A 19,519-nucleotide genomic window follows, 5' to 3' on the forward strand; every position below is an offset into this window, starting at 1 on the left:
GCAGACTGGAATGGACTCACAAGCCCAAGGAACCTCAACCAGTCCGCAAGTCGCACCGTCCGCGGCTCCAGAACAAAGTCTGATTTTCGAATTGAGCAGTCCTGGGCGTGTGGCCTATTCCTTGCCGGAATGTGATGTTCCCCGTCAGGATGCTGACGCGTTGATTCCCCGGGAAATGCTGCGCTCGGAAGCGGCAGCGTTGCCGGAAGTATTCGAGGTTGATGTTATTCGTCACTATACGGCATTATCCCGCCGCAACTTCGGGGTAGATAACGGCTTTTATCCACTCGGTTCCTGTACGATGAAATACAATCCGAAGATCAATGAAGATGTAGCACGTTACAACGGTTTTGCTAAAATCCATCCATACCAGCATGAATCAAGCCTGCAAGGCGCTCTCGAATTACTCCACACCTTGCAAAATGATCTTGCAGGTCTGACAGGTATGGATGCCGTCACCCTGCAACCTGCTGCTGGCGCACATGGAGAATGGACTGGACTCATGATGATCCGGGCTTATCACGAAAGCCGTGGTGAACTGCGTACCAAAGTCATCGTGCCCGATTCCTCTCATGGCACGAACCCGGCCAGCGCAACCGTAGCCGGATTCGAAACGGTCACCATTCCGTCCCGCGCCGACGGTCTGGTCGATCTGGATGCACTGCGTGCTGCAGTCGGTTCAGATACCGCAGCGCTCATGCTGACCAATCCAAACACGCTCGGTTTGTTTGAAAAGGATATTCAAGAGATTGCTTCCATCGTGCACGATGCTGGCGGACTGTTGTATTATGACGGTGCTAACTCCAATGCCATTATGGGCATCACACGTCCCGGCGATATGGGCTTTGATGTGGTACATCTGAACTTGCATAAAACGATGAGCACGCCTCACGGTGGTGGTGGCCCTGGTGCTGGACCTGTCGGTGTCAAAAGCCGCCTGATTCCGTTCTTACCTAAACCGATGGTTGTTCAAAATGATCAGGGCGCATACAATCTGGATTACGAAGGAGCTCAATCGATTGGCCGGGTCAAAGCTTATTATGGCAACTTCGGCATCCTGGTTCGTGCCTATGCTTACATTCGTACCTATGGACCGGAGGGTCTGCGCCGTGTATCCGAATGCGCTGTGTTGAATGCCAATTATATGATGGCTCGTCTGGCACCTCATTACGAAATTCCGTATCCGGGTGTATGCAAACATGAATTTGTCATGTCAGGACGGGGTCTGAAACAATACGGTGTGCGTACACTGGATGTAGCCAAACGCCTGCTGGACTTTGGCTATCACCCACCAACCATCTACTTCCCTCTTAATGTTGAGGAGTGCATTATGATTGAGCCAACGGAAACCGAGAGCAAAGAAACGCTCGACGGATTTATTGATACAATGATCCGTATTGCCAAAGAAGCAGAAGAAACACCGGAATTGGTGCTTAATGCTCCGTACGGCACGCCGGTAACTCGTCTCGATGAAACGACCGCAGCACGCAAACCTGTATTAAACTGTGCTTGCAGCTAAATAAGTTAAACTATTTTTTACACATTCTGCTTCGATGACAACCCTTCCTTACAATGACTGTCATCCCCCGATTTCTGGATCTCCTTGTTCATAAGAATAATCCGATGATAAGCGCAAGCTATCTATGTAATCCCCTTATGTATGATGAGGCATTCTCTCATTCTCACAAGGGGATTTTCTTTATCTTTCTATAACATTTGTAACACCAGCCATTGTTTCGCACGTCAACAAAAAAAGCCGGCCCCCACTGGATCGTGGACACCGGCAATATTGCTGCATCAATGCAGCCTTTATCGGAAAAAGAAAGACCTCAAATCCGGAGGAAGCTCCGGCAAAATTACGCTTGAATGCTTTGAACGAGTTCAACGACTTGTTCAGCGGTTTGCATTTCCAAAGCTTTGGCAGCCAGTTCCTGCATGTCCGCACGGGACAATTTGGTGATTTGGCTACGCGCTGGCAGAATGGAAGTTGCACTCATGCTGAACTCATCCAGTCCAAGACCAAGCAGCAATGGAATTGCTGTTTCGTCTCCTGCCATCTCACCGCACATGCCAGCCCATTTACCTTCACGATGCGCTGCATCGATAACCATTTTGACCAAACGCAAAATGGCTGGGTTATATGGTTGGTACAGATAAGATACACGCTCGTTCATCCGGTCAGCAGCCATCGTGTACTGAATCAGATCGTTGGTACCGATACTGAAGAAGTCCACTTCTTTGGCGAATTGATCCGCCATTACAGCTGTTGATGGAATTTCGACCATGATACCGAGTTGAATGCTGTCAGAAACAGCGATACCTTCAGCAACCAGCTTGTCCTTCTCTTCGAGCAGGACAGCTTTGGCTTCACGGAATTCACCCAGTGTTGCGATCATTGGGAACATGACACGCAAGTTTCCGTGTACACTTGCACGCAGCAACGCACGCAATTGGGTACGGAAGATATCCAGACGGTCCAAGCACAGACGAACTGCGCGGAAGCCGAGGAATGGATTCATTTCTTTTGGCAGATCCAGATAAGGAAGCTCTTTGTCTCCGCCAATGTCGAGTGTACGAACTACGACAGGTTTGCCTTCCATTTTTTCAAGTACCGCTTTGTAAGCATTGTACTGAATATCCTCGGAAGGAAGCTTGTCTCTGCCCATATACAAGAACTCGGTACGGTACAAACCTACCGCTTCGCCGCCATTCTCCAATACACCTGTTACATCATTCGGTGTACCGATGTTTGCAGCCAGTTCCACATGAACGTTGTCCACCGTTACGGTTGGTTCGTCACGCAGTTTTCTCCACTCCGCACGCTGTGCATCATACTGTTCCTGTTTGGCACGGTATTCAGCAACGACGTCGTCCGTAGGGTTAACCAGGACTTGACCATCCAGACCATCAACAATGATCAGGTCTCCTTGTTTCGCTTGAGCCAGGATGTCTTTCGTTCCAACAACAGCCGGAATCTCAAGGGAACGAGCCATGATGGCCGAGTGAGAAGTACGTCCACCAATGTTGGTCGCGAAACCTTTAACATATTGGCGGTTCAATTGGGCTGTGTCAGAAGGTGTTAAATCCTCTGCAAGCACAATCACTTCTTCACTGATTTCAGCCGGGCTCATGAAGTCGATGCCAAGCAAGTGATTTAGCACACGCTTCGTAACGTCACGCATATCCGCAGCACGCTCTTGCAGGTATGCACTCTTCATGTTTTCGAACATCGAGATGAACTGGGAAGCTGTTTCATTCAATGCGAATTCTGCATTGATCATGTCATCAGCAATCTTCGCTTTCACCGGATCAATCAGTTCCGGGTCATCTAGGATAAGCAAATGTGATGCAAAAATCTCCGCTTTCTTCTCGCCAAGCTCTTGTAAAGTACGCTCTTTGATCGCCTCAAGCTCAGCGCGGGATTTACCCAGCGCTGAGTCAAGTTTAGCGATCTCTGCGTCAACGTCGTTAATCTGGCGTTTTTCTACAGAGTAGTCAGGATGCTCCAAGATAAACGCCTTGGCGATAGCAATACCCGCCGAAGCCGCGATCCCGGAAACATTAAGCATTAATTTCGCCCAACCCTTCGTTCACCATAACATCTGTCAAAGCTTGAAGTGCTTCAGCTTCGCCTTCACCTTCAACGATAATGCTGATGGTGTCACCTTGCTCCAGACCGAGGGAAAGAACGCCCAGAATGGATTTCAATGTTACTTTTTTGCCGTTAGCTTCTGCGAAGGATTCAGCACCTTTGAATTTGTTTGCTGTATTAACCAGGGCAGTTGCCGGACGTGCGTGGATACCATCTTCGTCTGTAATTCTGAATGTTTGTTGCATTACAATCATCTCGCTTTCAGTAGTTTAGTTTAGGCATTGCATATATTTACACTTGCTTGCCATCGTTGGAACAGTTCTTATTTTATCTCAATGATCGGCTGATCGCCAATTTTGAGCACGCCACTCTTTTTCAAAGTGACGGTGGAGCCTTCTGGCAGGTTGGTGAAGATGACAGGAGAAATGATCGATGGAGCGTTGGCTTTCACATACTCCAGGTCCACTTCCATAATCGGTTGACCTGCTGATACCAGGTCCCCTTCCTGAACCAGTACGTTGAAACCTTGACCTTTCAGTTTCACCGTATTCACACCTATATGAACAAGCACTTCCTTACCACCGTCAGACATAATGCCCACGGCATGTTTGCTTGGAAATACATTAAATACTTTACCATACACAGGAGAAGTAATCGTTCCGTCATGTGGCAAAATGGCGAACCCGTCACCTGTCATTTTTTCAGCAAAGACCGGATCAGGTACATTCGTAATATCCATCAGCTCACCATTGACTGGCATCACGATATCCTCTGCTACAATGCGTTCACCTTGTTCTCCCTGTGCTTTCTCCTCTTCAGGAGTAGGTTTAACATCAGCAGCTGGAGTCGGCGCAGGTGTACGCCCTGCAATGATATCTTGCATTTGGGACTTAATCGTATCGGAACGTGTTCCGAAGATGGCTTGAACATTATTACCCACTTCAAGCACACCAGATGCACCTAATTGTTTCAAACGATCTTTTTGTACATTTGATTTCTCATTCACTTCAATCCGCAAACGAGTAATACATGCATCCAGATGTTTAATGTTTTCCTTACCGCCAAAGGCTTCAAGAATATTGTGAGGCAGATCGTCCGTGGAACCTGAAGAACCGCCGGATGCTGTTTCCGCAGATGCTTCCTCACGTCCAGGTGTTTTGAGATTGAACTTGCGAATGATCAATCGGAATCCGAAGTAATAGATCACAGCAAGAATCAAACCGACGATAATAACGTCCCACCATGGTGTACGGTTTGGAATGATACCAAAGATCAGGAAGTCAATGAAACCGCCTGAGAAGGTCATCCCGATTTTGACATCAAGCAATTGCATCGTCATGAAAGACAGACCAGCAAAGATACAGTGTACCGCAAACAAAATCGGTGCTACGAACAGGAAAGAGAACTCAAGTGGTTCTGTGATCCCTGTCAGGAATGATGTCAGTGCAGCTGAACCCATGATACCCGCAACATATTTTTTATGCTCAGGTCTTGCTTCATGGTACATCGCAAGTGCGGCTGCTGGCAAACCGAACATCATGAATGGGAATTTACCCACTTGGAACGTTCCCGCAGTCAACGCTACACCATCACGCAACTGACTGAAGAAGATTTTTTGGTCTCCGCGGATCACTTCACCCGCTTTGTTCACATACTCACCGAATTCAAACCAGAATGGGGAGTAGAAAATGTGATGCAGACCAAACGGAATCAGTGACCGTTCTACAACACCGAAGATAAAGGCCGACAAGGTCGGGCTGGTATCTACCATGAAGTGAGAAATAGCATTTAATCCGTTCTGGATTGGTGGCCAGATGACCACGAGCAGCAACCCTAACAGCAGGGAAACTACTGAAGTGACAATAGGAACAAAACGTTTACCTGCGAAGAATCCAAGGTAAGATGGTAGTTCAATTTTGAAGAACCGATTGTAACACAGTGCTGCGGCGATACCAATAATGATACCCCCAAACACCCCTGTGCTTAATGTAGGAATACCCAGGACACTTGCATACCCAGGTACTTTGCCGATCATAGCAGGCGTAACACCTACCGCAGAACCTAAAGTCACATTCATAACTAGGTAACCGATGATCGCTGCAAGTCCTGCAACACCTTCACCACCAGCAAGTCCAACTGCCACCCCTACAGCAAATAACAATGCCAGATTGTCAAATACGATCTGACCTGCATTCATCATAATAGTTGCAATCGAGTTTACCCAAGGGGTATCAAGCGCAGTCGCATATTGCAAGAAATCTGGATTCACCAACATGTTACCGATTCCGAGCAGCAAACCTGCGGCTGGAAGAATCGCTACAGGCAACATGAGAGCTTTACCTACTCTTTGCAATACACCAAAAAGCTTCTTAAACATGGCGTTGTATTCTTCCTTTCAATTTCAAATGTGTATGTCGTGATGCAAGCAAGGGAACACAAAAAAGGCATGAACTAATAAAAGTGAGCTGTGCCAACCTTAGGGTATAGCATACCCTTAATAAGGTAGAACAATCACACTCTAATTAACTCATGCCTGATCGAGTCAGTAACACGTCGCTTATGTTTATTCAGTTGCTTGATTACGGTCACCATTGTAGCACCACTTCAAACGCATTGCAAGCCTTTACAGAGAAAAACGTAATTTTGTTAAAATTTCTGACATGATTTCACTTATTCTCTTCTTCTTTCCGCTGATTCAGTCGTTGCAGATGTATCGTTAGATAACCAACTTCTGCCGGATACACAGGCAATTTCAAGCGTTTTTCCATCACTTTGGTCAGCTTCCATGCAAGCGAGTACATTTCGGGATATTCCAATTTGAGCAAAGAATCGAGCTTGTGCAGCTCTTCCACTTTGTCTCCACGGCGTATGCGCTCCAAAGCAAACCGAAGATGAGTTAACAGACGGGAATAGTCCAGTGACTGTGTTTCAAAAGAATAGTCCAGTTGGTCTGCAACCAGGTTTACCAAATCCGTAATTAATTGAGAATGCTCTCGCACTTGGGAAATGTTCTGATTCGTCATCGCGCTGTAGATATGCAGAGCCACAAAACCAATCTCATCCTGCCCCAGGTCCACACCCATTTTTTCCTTAATTAGACGAACTGCATATTCACCCATCCGGTATTCTTCCGGGTAAATCTCCCTTGTTTCATATAAAAACGGGTTTTGAATGACAATCCCCTGTTCTTTGCGTTTTAGCGCAAATGAGATATGATCTGTTAAGGCAATATGAATATGTTCATTAAGCTGAACGTCTGTACGCTCGGCGATATACGTGATGACTTCATTAATAATCTCGATCAAAGCTTCATCTACCTGCGGAAGAAGCTGTTTGTACTGCTCCTGTTCCTGCTGGTTCTTCAAAATAAACATCTTCTCCACAGCGGTCAGCGGGATGCCATCACTCGGCTTCCGATTAAAGCCGATCCCCTTGCCGATGACAACAACCTCGCCATGCTCAGGATGCTGTGCAATAATTACATTATTATTTAGCGCTTTAGCTACATGCAGGCTGCTCATTTTTGCACCTCTTTTTTCACACCATCTTGGATGTGTCTGACACATCTTCAAACTAAATCAAAAAAACATCCGGAGCGGGCAAACCGCGCCGGACGTCTCGCTTAAAAAGTAACAAAAATTCGCCTTAAGGTCAATAGACCAGCCATGTAATTACGCTACCATTTCTTACTCTTTACTATCGCTACGCTCCACAAAGCTCTCGATAATAGGTGACGTCTCTTTTACAGCTTCACTCGATGGCACAGCCACTGGTGTAGCTGTTTTCGGTTTGGTCAGCCCTTTGATCAGCTGCTCCACGTCGATACCTGACACGCTTTTCAACATCTCAGGTGCAGTAGCCATCAGTTCCGTAACGTAGTTGCTGACACGTGTAGCCCCCTCGCCTTTACCTGTATCTACTACCGTCAACTTATCAATAGCCGAGATTGGCTCAGCAATTTTACCAGCAAGTTCAGGCAACATTTTGACGATGATATCGAGTACTGCTGCTTCACCAAATTTCTGGAATGCTTCTGCCAGTTTTTCTTTCGCTTCAGCTTCTGCAAGACCACGTAAACGAATAACTTCTGAATCTGCTGTACCTTTGGCAAGTTCCGCGTCCGCCATAGCCTGACCTTCCAGACGCTTTTGTTCAGCTGTAGCCTTGGCATGTGTTTCAATGGAATACTGTACTGCATCGGCTTCACGCATTCTTTTCGCTTTGTCAGCCTCCGCTGCCTGCTCGACTGCATAACGATCTGCTTCGGCCTTTTTCTTCACTTCCGCATCATACTGCTTCTCGCGTACGATAATTTCTTTTGCTTGCAAGTCAATCTCCCGTTCTTTACGTACGAGTTCAACTTTCATTTCTTCTTCCACTACGGTCTGTCTAGCACGAGCTTCATGAATGTGATAGGCCTGATCGGCTTCCGCTTTTGCAGTATCCTGATCCCGCTTAAATGTCGCCACTTTCAGTTCTTTCTCTTTGGCAGCCTCGGCGATATTGGTATCACGCAGCAACTCCGCTTTTTGACCCTGTTCTTCCGCGTTTGCCTTCTGAATACGTGCATCCCGCATCGCTTCCGCTTCAGCAATCTCGGCATCCCGCTTCACGGCTGCAATTCTTGGTTTACCTAATGCATCAAGGTAGCCCTGCTTGTCACGGACATCTTTGATCGTGAAAGAGACAATCTGCAGTCCCATTTTTTTCAAATCTCTAGCTGCTACGCCTTGAACCTCTTGCGCAAATCGATCCCGGTTCCGATACACTTCTTCCACCGTCATTGTACCGAGGATGGCCCGCAAATGCCCCTCTAGCACCTCCTGTGCTTCGCTTCTCAGCGCTTCTACAGGTTTCCCGATGAATTGCTCGGCTGCCGTAGCAACGTCCTCAACAGCACCCCCGACCTTGATAATGGCTACACCATCAGCAATTACCGGAACACCTTGTTCCGTGTATACCTCAGGAGTGGAGACATCCAGCTTGTGGGATAACAATGAGATAAACTCGGATTGCTGGAACACCGGCAGGATAAATGCACCGCCGCCACGAACAATTTTAATTTTACGACCTGAGTCGTCATCCGATATATTTTTATTTCCAAGAAACGAACCTGTCACGATCATGGCTTCATCTGGCCCAACCGTCTTATATCTGGCCCAGAAAGCCAAACCCAATATCAGAATAACTCCCACCACAATTACAGGAATCAACAATACATCCCAATCCAAATTTTCAATCATTCACATCTCTCCCCTTATCTCGTAAGTATTTGAACCTCTTCCACCGTCAAGGCTCTTCAACCTTTACATTTCTGTTGTGACATTAGACTTCATTAAGTACGTTTTCTTCCCACTCCGATACGCGTAATACGCCATCCACCACATCGATGACGACCACTCGCGCTCCCGCCGCTATGGGGAGCTGTTCAAAACTGGACGCCGTTTGAGTTGTACTACCGGAAGCGAAACGGATCATCACTTCACCAAACCCTTGTTCCGGCACCGGAATGGTGATTTCTCCGATTTTTCCGGATAATTCTTTCATAGAAAAACCAATAGAAACATCGCTGTTACGCATCGGCTTGATATATGCAAAGAATACCAGCATGGCTGCAGCAATACCGATCAACAGGGATAAGATCAGATTCGACGTCACACTAAGAGAGCTGTACCGCGTCAGTAATATGCCCGCTCCACCAAAAGCAGTGATGGAACCCGCCAGTACAACAGGTTTAAAAAAATCAACACCAGGCATTTCGAAAGCACCGTCGAGCAAACCGTCAATCAAGTCACCCAGCACCAGACTAACGATAGCAAAAACAGCACCTCCGATGAGACATCCCCAATAGATTGCTTCCATCCCCTCTTCCTCCTCTCTCTGCTGCAAATTCTCCCAACTGTGCATTCCACATGTAAATAAATACGTACATCCAGGCAAAATGTTTCAAAATCTTTCCTTAGATGTCTTGAGGAACCGCTAATGGGTATTAGCAATATAATATTCAGGAATGCTCCATTTCTCTTGTCCATGCAAACTCAAGGTTCGGAATGACAGAAGTATTCACAATAGTCCAATATAAAAAACGCAAGCCTCCAAAAGGAGACTTGCGTTTATGTCCGTATTTTCCAATGGATGTTAAGCTTTCATGCCAAGCTTCTCATTTCAACTATAGCGAGGCTTTGTAAATGGATACCACATCTTCACGCTGCAGCTTTTTGAAGTTACCGAACGGCCCAAACAGCATCGCTTTATCCGCCATAACCTCGATCTGACTGTCATCAATATCATAGTCAGCCAGACGGTTTGGTGCACCAATGGATGTCCAGAACTTGCTGAGCGCATCAATGCCCTCCTCGGCAATCTGTCTGTCGGATTTACCTTCAGGGTTCACGTCAAACACGTTGATCGCAAGGCGTTTGAAACGATCTACCTTCACATCAAGGTTATGTCTCATCCAGTGCGGGAACAGAATTGCAAGGCCGCCTCCATGCGGGATATCATAAACTGCTGATACCGCATGTTCGATATTGTGCGTTGCCCAGTCTCCTGCAAGTCCCATGTTCAGCACACCGTTAAGCGCCATCGTTCCGCAATACAGAATCGTTTCACGAAGTTCGTAGTTCTCTAGGTCATCCACTAAACGAGGAGCTGCTTCCATAACTGTACGCAAAATCGTCTCGCAGAAGCCGAGTTGAACAGGTGTATTCGGATCGAGATGGAAATAATGCTCCAATACGTGAGACATCATGTCCACCATACCGTATACCGTTTGATCCTTCGGTACCGTGTATGTATTTACAGGATCAAGAATGGAGAATGCAGGGAAAGAATGCGCACTGCCCCATCCCAGTTTCTCTTGTGTTTCTTGGTTTGTGATTACGGAACCGGAGTTCATCTCTGAACCGGTTGCTGCCATGGTAAGCACTGTGCCGAGTGGAAGTGCGTCTTGTGCAACAGCTTTACGCTGTGCAAAGTCCCACATATCCCCATCGTATTTCGCTCCAACGGCAATAGCTTTGGCACAATCGAGCACACTACCGCCACCAACAGCCAGGATGAGCTCAATATCATTCGTTTTACAAAGGTCTACCCCTTTGTGAACAGTAGAAAGACGCGGATTCGGCTCTACACCTGCGAGCTCCGTTACTTCTGCTCCGATTTCCTTGAGCAAACCAAGTACTTGATCATACAGTCCGCTACGTTTGATGCTTCCACCGCCATATACAAGCAGAACCCGTTTGCCGTATTTCGGCACTTCGGTTTTCAGCGCTTCGAGCTGGCCTTTACCGAAGATTAGACGAGTTGGGTTATAAAATTGAAAAGATCTCATGATCTATAATCGCCTCCAAGGGAGTTTAATTTTTAGTGCAACCTCAATTATAGTACCCCTTTTACAGAAAAACAAATCGATAGCTGCTCACTTTAGTTCAAGCCGTTAATCTTCAAATGTGCCTGAAAAAGCTCATTGACGGATGGCAATTCTTCCGATTTTGCCCAAGTTGAGGCGTCCCACAGCCCTGCCTGATTGAAAGCCCGCGGACAATGGATGAAACATTCCTCGACTTCAACAATGACGGCTGCTCCAATCGTTTTACCTTCCCAGTTCATGCTTGTGATAAATTCTTCATCCTTTGTAATCCGAGCTGTTCCATTAATACGAAGTACTTCATTCAAACCTGGGATTACAAATAACATACCTACCCCTGGATCTGACAAGATGTTCAACAAGGAATCGATCCGTCGATTTCCTGGGCGTTCCGGGTAAACTAATCGATGCGAGTCCAATACACGAACGAATCCGGATTCATCCCCGCGCGGAGATACATCACTTTTCCCACCCTGATCCGAAGTGGACAAGAAAAATAACGGTGACTTCGTGATAAAATTCTGAACATGCGAATCGACAAATGGTATTACTTTGTTACGGACACGTTCGCTGGATTCTCCAACCATGCTTTTAAGTTCCTTGGCATCTGAAATAAATGAAAGATTAAGCGGCTGCTTTTCCATATGAATGTCCCCTTTTTCCTATGTATTGGATTGTTCTTCGTTCTACTCTATTCTTCTATCGTTTCCTTACTCCATTATACACCTCAATCCATACCAAAAAGCACCCGTTCGCTATTGAACGGATGCCAAATGATCTTCTTACTCGGTATACCCCATGCTGCTAACGAACCGGCGGAATGCCTGACGTCCTGCTTCATCATGTTTGTACACACCTGCATGCTCAAGAATTTCAGAAAATTTCAAACCAACCTGCTGTTGTACAAGTGCAACCGCTTCTTCCTTCGTCAAGCTGGAGCCATGCTCCTGCTTCAACTCTTCTGTCCACGGTAAATGTTTGTTCAGTTCATGATCTGTTGCCTGGGCGGCTTCAGCAAGCTCTGTATTTCCCGCCAAGATGTCAGCAATACCATCCAGTTCTTCTTTAAGACGTCCCGGTAAAATAGCCAGCCCCATGACTTCGATCAAGCCGATGTTTTCTTTTTTCAGATGATGCATCTCGCGGTGTGGGTGGAAAATGCCTTCTGGGTGCTCGTCATTTGTACGGTTGTTACGTAAAACGAGGTCCATCTCAAACCCACCATCCGCACTGCGGCGAACAATCGGTGTTACCGTGTTATGAGGTACCTTTTCCCCATCGATCTCACTAAATGCTTCGATCTCTACTGCGGAGTCACTGTAGACTTTCCATGCTTCGTAGACCGCGTTACCTGCTTCTAGCAATTCCGCAGGATCATGTGAATGCAGACGCATCACGGACATCGGCCATTTCACAAGGCTAAGTGTCAGCCCTGGTGCATCCGCGTGACGGAAGACCGCCTCTGGCTGTGCGTTTTGAATGGCAAACGTATGACGTCCACCCTGGAAGTGGTCATGGGTCAGAATCGAACCGCCCACGATCGGAAGATCAGCGTTAGACCCGATAAAGTAATGTGGATATTCCTGAACAAAAGCAAGCAGTCTGCGCAAGGTATCCTTCGTCAGTTTCATCGGCACATGATCATGATGGAAAATAATGCAGTGCTCATTGTAATACACGTACGGTGAGTATTGGAACAACCACGGCTCATTGTTAAGCTGTAGCGGAATGACACGCAGGTTCTGGCGAGCCGGGTGATTCACACGACCAGCATAACCTACATTTTCACGGCACAGCTGACATTTCGGATATACCGGAGGGGGAAGCAGCTTCGCCATAGCGATTTCCTTCGGACTTTTCTCCGGCTTCGAAAGGTTGATCGTGATCTCCATCTCGCCATAAGCGGTATCCCGTGTCCAATAGACATTCTTGGATACGCGATCCATTCGGATGTAGTTCGAGTTAATGGACAAGTCATAAAATTGCGATGTTGCCGCCTCAATGCCTTCCGCCTGCTCCGTATGGCGGAAAGCACGCACAATTTCTGATGGGCGTGCCATCAGATGACCCATAATTTTTGCATCCAGCAGGTCACGGAACGTGTCGCTATTTTCAGGAATAAGTCCAATGGTATATCCATAATCAATTAACGTGTCCAGCATGGTCTGCGGACTATCAGGGATTGATGTATCAAGTTCACCGGCGTATGGCTCCGAGAATCCGAACTGTTCCATCAGCAGGTTGCGGCTATAATCATAGTCCGCTTCCTCAATCAGTTTTTTCTGTAAGGCAAATGCAACCAGACGCTCAATGGCATGCAGTGCTTCCTGCTGCTCGGGTGTACGCTCTGTGGCCTCTGCTCCAGGTTGAGTCTGTGACATAAGATGTTCGCCTCCTAGTTTTTTCCGTAGCCTTCTGGACGGGATTGATGCCAGTTCCATGCGCTTTGAATCACATCTTCGAGATTTGTCCATTTCGGATTCCATCCCAGAACAGATCTGGCTTTCGCAGACGATGCCACCAGCACAGCCGGATCACCTGCACGACGTGGCTCCTGAACAACCGGGATATCCAAGCCTGTCACTTTTTTCGCTGTTTCGATCACTTGTTTCACGGAGAATCCAGTGCCGTTACCCAGGTTGAACACGTTGCTGTTCTCCCCTTTGCGCAGGTAATCTACTGCACGCAGATGCGCATCAGCCAGATCGCTAACGTGGATATAGTCACGGACACATGTGCCATCTTCTGTTGCATAGTCATCACCAAATACGGCGATATGCGAACGTTGTTTCAGTGCAGTTTGCAATACAAGCGGAATCAAGTGACTTTCCGGCTGATGATCTTCACCGATTTTGCCACTTTCGTGTGCACCGGCTGCATTGAAGTAACGCAGGGAAACGTATTTGATATCTTGCACTTTGTCGAACCAGGACATCATGCGCTCCATCATCAATTTGGTTTCACCATAAACATTCGTAGGTTCTGTACGGTCACTCTCTTCGATTGGCACTTTCTCCGGCTCCCCGTAGGTTGCTGCTGTAGAAGAGAAGACGATTCGACGTACATTCGCTGCATTCATCGCTTCCAGCAGGCAAAGTGTGCCAAATACGTTATTATCGTAGTATTTAGCAGGTTCTTTCATGCTCTCGCCAACCAGCGAATTCGCCGCAAAGTGAATGACGGCATCAATTGAATTTTCCGCAAACAGCTTCGTCAAGATTTCCTTGTCACGCAAATCACCTTCATACAACTTACCGCCCAGCAATGCCTCGCGATGTCCTGTTTGCAAGTTATCCAGTACAACGACTTCTTCGCCACGTTCAAGCAATGCTGCCACCGTATGCGAACCAATATATCCTGCTCCACCTGTTACCAAAATTGCCATTTTACTTCGCCTCCTTGAGTTCGTTAACACCTTCGCCTACTCCACACACATAGAAATCACCTTTGAGACCCGTACGTGCTTCATACGCTGCTCCGACTTCACTCACAAAACGTTCAACATCCTTCTCATGCACCAGAGACACCGTACATCCGCCAAAACCAGCACCCGTCATACGTGCCCCTAATGTCCCTGGAATCCGCTGAGCTTCTTCCACCATAACATCCAGTTCGCTACAGCTAACTTCATACAAGTCACGCAGCGATTCATGCGAAGCATTCATCAATTGTCCAAACGTATGCAGATCGTCGTTCCGCAAAGCCTCGACTGAGGAGAGCACACGCGCGTTTTCTTCCACAACGTGCTGAGCACGTTGTCTGACTTTCTCATCCTTGATCTGATCCTGTAAGGTATCAAACTGCTCCGGCTTCAATTGAGCCAGGTAATTCAGTGCAGGCAGCTGTTCCTTCAAAATGGCAAGTGCCTGCTCGCATTGGGAGCGCCGCTCATTGTATGCCGAATCGACCAAACCACGACGTTTATTTGTGTTCCCGATAATCAATTTGTAAGCACCTGTACGGAAAGGAACCTTCTCGTACTCCAGCGTATCACACATCAGGAGAATCGCATGATCCTTAGCCCCGTTGGCTACAGCAAACTGATCCATGATACCGCAGTTGACACCAACAAACTCATTCTCTGCTTTCTGGGACAAAAGCGCAAGCTGCACGGTGTCAATGTCGGGTACCCCTTCCATGGATTGAAGCGCATACCCGGTGAGAACCTCCAGAGATGCTGATGAGGAAAGTCCTGCGCCATTCGGAATCTCGCCATGGTATAGGAAATCATACCCCCTTGTCACTTGGACACCTTTCCCCTGCAGTTGTGCCATGACACCTACCGGGTAGTCCGTCCACTCTCCCGTTCTCTCCTGACCAATGGAGGTCATGTCCAGAGTTCCCTCGTAAGCCATATTGGTGGAAGCCAGCTGTAATTGGTTATCCGTACGTTCACGAATGAGTAACGTTGTACCAAACTCTAGCGCGGCCGGGAGCACATAACCACCATTATAGTCGATATGTTCACCGATCAGGTTCACACGCCCAGGGGCATGGAACACACGGATGTCCGCTCCACTTTCTCCGTACTTCTCAATAAACTTTTGTTGCAAATCAGTTGCATTCAAAGCTGATGCACCTCGCCTCTTTGTTGTGGTTTTCTTAATGTTATTATACAATGGAGCGATCTCTCTTGAAATGAAACCATGTGTGATTCATATGGATAAATGTGACCTTTAATCCTATAATGAGTTTAATGACTGAGGCTTGATATCATGGAAAGAAGGAACATATATGAAGGAATCCAAAGCTAACGCGGCTGAAACATCCCATAACATTAGCAATTCGTCCAGCCTCCGTTCCTCACAGCAGGAAACACCCACAGGCAAAAGCGGAGCACTTAGTTATTCCGTTGCCTCGAATCCCGTCTATCACAACCAAGGGGGATTGCATGTCCTGTTTGCCGGTGCAAGCCAGACCCTTCCAGGACACGCGCTCGGACCGAAGTTATATGATTATTATCTTTTGCATTATGTAGAAAAGGGAGCCGGCACGTTCCGTACGGAACGGCACACCTACGATCTCGCCGCAGGTGATTGTTTTTTGATCCATCCGGGCCAACTGGTAAGCTACCAGTCCCATGCCCGCAAGCCGTGGCAATACCGCTGGATTGCCTTTACAGGCAGTGAAGCGGCACAGCATGTCGCACAGGCCGGGTTCAGGCCCGAGAAATCTGTTTTTCACGCTGGTACATCGTGTGACATATCCAATTGGTTGTCCGTCATGCAGGATGCTTTTGCCGAGCGTAAGGAAAGTGCCCATTATACCTCACTAGGTACACTGTATATGATTTTAGCTGAGGCTCAGAATCACCTTTCCGAAGGGCAACCGTTGACATCAGGAGAATCCTCCATACGGCGCACGGTGAAACAGATGATTCAATATATGTCCACGCAGTACGCTTACCCCGTATCCATTGAACAAATGTCGGAGAGCCTAGGATATAACCGTGCATATCTTTCACGAATTTTCAAACAGGAAACCGGACTCACCCCTGTAACCTATTTGTTGAAACTTCGGATCGACAAGTCACGTCAATTGCTGCGGGAACGTCCAGACTTGTCTATCGAGCAAGTATCCGCATCTGTGGGTATGCCCGATGCCTTATATTTTTCCAAACAGTTCAAACGATTCCACGGGGAGGCACCAAGCCTCTACCGGGACAAACTGCTTGCGCGTCCGTCACCTTCAAAGGGTACGTAAACCACTTATTCACATAAAAGAGAGGATCATATCACATCGTAAGTATGAACAAAAAACGGAATAACTGAATTAGGACCACCTGTTTAAAATGAAAAAGTGCATCTTGCCTTTATGGCTAAGATGCACCTTTTGTGTATGATTTATTTCTGAACACTCCCCACATATGGGACAGGTTCTAATCCTTATTTTTGTTCGTAGACTCCGGTCGCAAAATCGACTCAATCCGTTCCTGTTCCTCTGTGGAAAACTCCAGCTGACTAAGCGCAGCTACGTTCTCTTCAATCTGAGACGGACGGCTTGCGCCAATTAACGCAGACGTGACTCTTCCATTGCGCAGTACCCATGCCAGTGCGAACTGGGCGAGGCTCTGTCCGCGGGCTGCCGCAATCTGATTCAGGGCACGTACCTTACGCAGTGTTTCTGGAGAAATATTATTTTCATTCAGAAATACAGAAGGCCCTTTGGCGCGGGAATCTTCCGGAATGCCGTTCAAATATTTGTTCGTGAGCACACCTTGCTCCAATGGACAGAACGCAATACTACCTGCTCCATACTCATCTAGCACATCCTGAAGCCCATCCTCAATCCAGCGATCCAGCATGGAGTACCTTGGCTGATGAATCAGCAGCGGTGTACCCAGGCTTTTCAGTATCTCGGCCGCCTGTTTCGTTTGCTCAGCAGGATAATTGGAAATGCCAACATAGAGTGCCTTGCCTGAACGGACAATATGATCGAGTGCCATCATCGTCTCTTCAAGCGGCGTATCCGGATCATAACGATGTGAATAAAATATATCCACATAATCTAGTCCCATTCGAGTCAGACTTTGATTCAGACTGGAAATCAAGTATTTGCGAGAACCCCATTCACCATAAGGCCCAGGCCACATATAGTATCCGGCTTTGGTGGAGATAATCAATTCATCGCGGTAAGATTTCAAATCCTGAGCCAGCACCTGGCCAAACATCTGCTCTGCTGAGCCTGCAGGTGGGCCATAATTGTTTGCCAGATCAAAATGTGTAATGCCTAGATCAAACGCACGTGTAATCATGTTGCGTCCATTCTCTACACTGTTAATTCCACCAAAATTATGCCACAGTCCGAGTGAAATCGCTGGCAGCTTGAGGCCCGAACGTCCCACGCGGTTATATTTCATCGTTTCATAGCGTGTATCAGCAGCTACATAGACCATTATGAATCCCTTCTTTCTACAGGTTCGCACATCCGGATCCAAGCCTTAGCCCGAGGATGCAGTAATTCAGTCCATTTTTTAGCGCAGAAGTTGTTCTACCCTATTCATTACCTCTCCAATGGGCTCTGTAATCAACAAGTCTGCACGATGATCGTAAGCGGTTGGTGTGGCGTTAAGCAGAACGGTATGTTTTCCTTGAAAATACGTAATCAATTGAGCCGCCGGATAGACTGTCAGTGATGTTCCTCCTACCAGCAGTAAATCTGCTGAAGACAAGGCATCGATGGCATGATATAACGTTGTCTGATCCAGTTCTTCTTCGTATAGTACGACATCCGGTTTGATGACGCCGCCGCATGAGGTGCAGCGAGGTACAACCTCTTTGGATTGAATAATGTCATGCAACGAATAGAACTGTTTGCAATCCATACAAGCATTGCGATGAACCGAACCGTGAAGCTCCAGCACGTGACTGCTGCCTGCCTTTTGATGTAGACCATCTATGTTTTGAGTAATGACAGCATGAAGTTTGCCCTCTTGCTCCAGCTTGGCGAGTAAACGGTGACAGCCATTCGGTTCCGCATCGGGATGAAGCATTTTCCCACGGTAAAAGTCATAGAAAATATCAGCATGCTGATCAAAAAAATGTCGGCTTAACAGTTCCTCCGGAGGATAAGGGGAGTGCTGTTCTGTCTGATACAGTCCTGCTGCCGAGCGAAAGTCGGGAATCCCGCTTTCCGTTGAAGTTCCGGCTCCTCCGAAAAAAACAATGCGTGAACTCTCCTGAATCCAGGCAGCCAGTTGCTCTGTTTCATTCATCCTCTCTCTCCTCCTTTGATTTCCCTTAAATTATACGAACACAGAACAGCATCTATAATAAAACACTTAATTCATCATAGTGACGTAATACGACATCAGCGTCATGTAAATGCGCGCCCTGATTCAATTCCGGACAGTACCCCAATGAATATGCTGCTCCTGCATGGCGTCCCATTTGCATATCACCGTTGCTATCTCCAATGACTACAGCCTCATGAGGCGGAACAGATAATTCCCGGCAAGCTAGCAGGAATGATTCCCCATCGGGTTTGCCACGACTTACCCGGTCACAGCCTACAATTGTACTGAAAAAGGAACGAATGCCCATCCAGTCCAGATGTGCTTCAGCCGCTGATGTACTGTCGGAAGTCACCACTGCAAGCTGAATGCCTGCTTCCTTACAACGTTGCAGTAAGTCCAGTAATCCAGGCATAGGTTCAGCGGATTTCCGCGCTCTTACAGACTTCATCGCTATGCTTGAAAACCGGCGTATCGTTGTAATGGCTTCATTCCATGGCGTACCGGCAGCATAGAGCTGTCCTGCCAGCCAGCCGTTACATTCATCTACAGTTGCAATGGCGAGCGGCCCTTGCACATCGTAGCCGCTGAGATAACCTTCCGAATCATGAACCGTACCAAGCACATGTTCGAGTTCCACGGTAAAGGAGGCATCACGTTCTCGCATCCATACTTGCATTTGCATGAGCATACTCTCAGCCCAAGGCCCCCATAATTGAAGAAAATCCAGCAAGGTTCCATCTTTGTCAAACAGAATTGCCCTGCAGAGGATATTCTTTCCCTGCACCTGTAGGAAAGCCACTCACCTTCACCTCCGCTGAAATTA

The 19,519-nt window shown here is 47.3% G+C and carries 16 protein-coding genes; 2 read left to right on the top strand and 14 right to left on the bottom strand.

What is annotated here, in order from left to right:
- Positions 1-10 precede the first annotated feature (10 nt).
- Positions 11-1,519, top strand: a complete 1,509-nt coding sequence (gcvPB, locus tag AB4Z30_RS06915) for an aminomethyl-transferring glycine dehydrogenase subunit GcvPB (RefSeq protein ID WP_441924796.1) — start codon at positions 11-13, stop codon at positions 1,517-1,519.
- Positions 1,520-1,856: 337 nt separating this feature from the next.
- Here gcvPB and ptsP read toward each other — a convergent pair whose 3' ends face one another.
- The 11 genes from ptsP to AB4Z30_RS06970 all read right to left on the bottom strand — a co-directional run bounded on the left by ptsP (position 1,857) and on the right by AB4Z30_RS06970 (position 15,529).
- Entirely contained in the window at positions 1,857-3,569 is a 1,713-nt protein-coding gene (gene ptsP, locus AB4Z30_RS06920; RefSeq protein WP_441924637.1) for a phosphoenolpyruvate--protein phosphotransferase, read from the bottom strand.
- Complete coding sequence (locus AB4Z30_RS06925; RefSeq protein ID WP_036617010.1) at positions 3,562-3,837, bottom strand: HPr family phosphocarrier protein; 276 nt, start codon at positions 3,835-3,837, stop codon at positions 3,562-3,564. Before AB4Z30_RS06925 ends, ptsP begins: the two co-directional genes overlap by 8 nt.
- A 77-nt stretch (positions 3,838-3,914) precedes the next feature.
- Positions 3,915-5,969, bottom strand: coding sequence for a glucose-specific PTS transporter subunit IIBC (gene ptsG / locus AB4Z30_RS06930; protein ID WP_441924639.1), 2,055 nt, complete (start codon positions 5,967-5,969; stop codon positions 3,915-3,917).
- A 289-nt stretch (positions 5,970-6,258) separates the two neighbouring features.
- The gene (gene glcT / locus AB4Z30_RS06935; RefSeq protein WP_441924641.1) at positions 6,259-7,113 is read right to left on the bottom strand and encodes a glucose PTS transporter transcription antiterminator GlcT; all 855 of its coding nucleotides are present in this window, start codon (positions 7,111-7,113) and stop codon (positions 6,259-6,261) included.
- A 165-nt stretch (positions 7,114-7,278) separates the two neighbouring features.
- Positions 7,279-8,835, bottom strand: coding sequence for a flotillin family protein (locus tag AB4Z30_RS06940; protein WP_441924643.1), 1,557 nt, complete (start codon positions 8,833-8,835; stop codon positions 7,279-7,281).
- Between the two features lie 82 nt (positions 8,836-8,917).
- Entirely contained in the window at positions 8,918-9,454 is a 537-nt protein-coding gene (locus AB4Z30_RS06945; protein ID WP_441924645.1) for a protease, read from the bottom strand.
- Between the two features lie 307 nt (positions 9,455-9,761).
- Positions 9,762-10,925 (bottom strand): iron-containing alcohol dehydrogenase, encoded by a 1,164-nt coding sequence (locus tag AB4Z30_RS06950; protein ID WP_441924647.1) that lies wholly within the window; start codon positions 10,923-10,925, stop codon positions 9,762-9,764.
- A 92-nt stretch (positions 10,926-11,017) separates the two neighbouring features.
- Entirely contained in the window at positions 11,018-11,605 is a 588-nt protein-coding gene (locus AB4Z30_RS06955) for an MSMEG_1061 family FMN-dependent PPOX-type flavoprotein (RefSeq protein ID WP_441924649.1), read from the bottom strand.
- A 138-nt stretch (positions 11,606-11,743) separates the two neighbouring features.
- Positions 11,744-13,342, bottom strand: coding sequence for a UDP-glucose--hexose-1-phosphate uridylyltransferase (locus tag AB4Z30_RS06960; protein WP_441924651.1), 1,599 nt, complete (start codon positions 13,340-13,342; stop codon positions 11,744-11,746).
- A gap of 14 nt (positions 13,343-13,356) precedes the next feature.
- Positions 13,357-14,346, bottom strand: a complete 990-nt coding sequence (gene galE, locus AB4Z30_RS06965) for a UDP-glucose 4-epimerase GalE (protein WP_090915498.1) — start codon at positions 14,344-14,346, stop codon at positions 13,357-13,359.
- Between the two features lies 1 nt (position 14,347).
- On the bottom strand, positions 14,348-15,529 hold the full coding sequence (locus AB4Z30_RS06970) for a galactokinase (RefSeq protein WP_441924653.1): 1,182 nt from the start codon (positions 15,527-15,529) through the stop codon (positions 14,348-14,350).
- Positions 15,530-15,695: 166 nt separating this feature from the next.
- On the opposite strand from AB4Z30_RS06970, the gene AB4Z30_RS06975 reads away from it, so the two are divergent.
- Entirely contained in the window at positions 15,696-16,664 is a 969-nt protein-coding gene (locus AB4Z30_RS06975; RefSeq protein ID WP_441924655.1) for an AraC family transcriptional regulator, read from the top strand.
- Between the two features lie 175 nt (positions 16,665-16,839).
- Here AB4Z30_RS06975 and mgrA read toward each other — a convergent pair whose 3' ends face one another.
- The 3 genes from mgrA to AB4Z30_RS06990 form a co-directional block, all read right to left on the bottom strand.
- Positions 16,840-17,856 (bottom strand): L-glyceraldehyde 3-phosphate reductase, encoded by a 1,017-nt coding sequence (gene mgrA, locus AB4Z30_RS06980; RefSeq protein WP_441924657.1) that lies wholly within the window; start codon positions 17,854-17,856, stop codon positions 16,840-16,842.
- Positions 17,857-17,934: 78 nt separating this feature from the next.
- Positions 17,935-18,675, bottom strand: coding sequence for an NAD-dependent protein deacylase (locus AB4Z30_RS06985; protein ID WP_441924659.1), 741 nt, complete (start codon positions 18,673-18,675; stop codon positions 17,935-17,937).
- Between the two features lie 52 nt (positions 18,676-18,727).
- On the bottom strand, positions 18,728-19,495 hold the full coding sequence (locus AB4Z30_RS06990) for an HAD family hydrolase (RefSeq protein WP_441924661.1): 768 nt from the start codon (positions 19,493-19,495) through the stop codon (positions 18,728-18,730).
- Between the last annotated feature and the right edge of the window lie 24 nt (positions 19,496-19,519).

This window comes from Paenibacillus sp. 2TAF8 (assembly GCF_052114825.1).
Lineage (GTDB): Bacteria > Bacillota > Bacilli > Paenibacillales > Paenibacillaceae > Paenibacillus.

Bases quoted from the DNA above. Each gene is read 5' to 3' on its own strand.
- gcvPB (WP_441924796.1), top strand. From the start codon at position 11: ATGGACTCACAAGCCCAAGGAACCTCAACCAGTCCGCAAGTCGCACCG.
- ptsP (WP_441924637.1), bottom strand. From the start codon at position 3,569: ATGCTTAATGTTTCCGGGATCGCGGCTTCGGCGGGTATTGCTATCGCC.
- AB4Z30_RS06925 (WP_036617010.1), bottom strand. From the start codon at position 3,837: ATGCAACAAACATTCAGAATTACAGACGAAGATGGTATCCACGCACGT.
- ptsG (WP_441924639.1), bottom strand. From the start codon at position 5,969: ATGTTTAAGAAGCTTTTTGGTGTATTGCAAAGAGTAGGTAAAGCTCTC.
- glcT (WP_441924641.1), bottom strand. From the start codon at position 7,113: ATGAGCAGCCTGCATGTAGCTAAAGCGCTAAATAATAATGTAATTATT.
- AB4Z30_RS06940 (WP_441924643.1), bottom strand. From the start codon at position 8,835: ATGATTGAAAATTTGGATTGGGATGTATTGTTGATTCCTGTAATTGTG.
- AB4Z30_RS06945 (WP_441924645.1), bottom strand. From the start codon at position 9,454: ATGGAAGCAATCTATTGGGGATGTCTCATCGGAGGTGCTGTTTTTGCT.
- AB4Z30_RS06950 (WP_441924647.1), bottom strand. From the start codon at position 10,925: ATGAGATCTTTTCAATTTTATAACCCAACTCGTCTAATCTTCGGTAAA.
- AB4Z30_RS06955 (WP_441924649.1), bottom strand. From the start codon at position 11,605: ATGGAAAAGCAGCCGCTTAATCTTTCATTTATTTCAGATGCCAAGGAA.
- AB4Z30_RS06960 (WP_441924651.1), bottom strand. From the start codon at position 13,342: ATGTCACAGACTCAACCTGGAGCAGAGGCCACAGAGCGTACACCCGAG.
- galE (WP_090915498.1), bottom strand. From the start codon at position 14,346: ATGGCAATTTTGGTAACAGGTGGAGCAGGATATATTGGTTCGCATACG.
- AB4Z30_RS06975 (WP_441924655.1), top strand. From the start codon at position 15,696: ATGAAGGAATCCAAAGCTAACGCGGCTGAAACATCCCATAACATTAGC.
- mgrA (WP_441924657.1), bottom strand. From the start codon at position 17,856: ATGGTCTATGTAGCTGCTGATACACGCTATGAAACGATGAAATATAAC.
- AB4Z30_RS06985 (WP_441924659.1), bottom strand. From the start codon at position 18,675: ATGAATGAAACAGAGCAACTGGCTGCCTGGATTCAGGAGAGTTCACGC.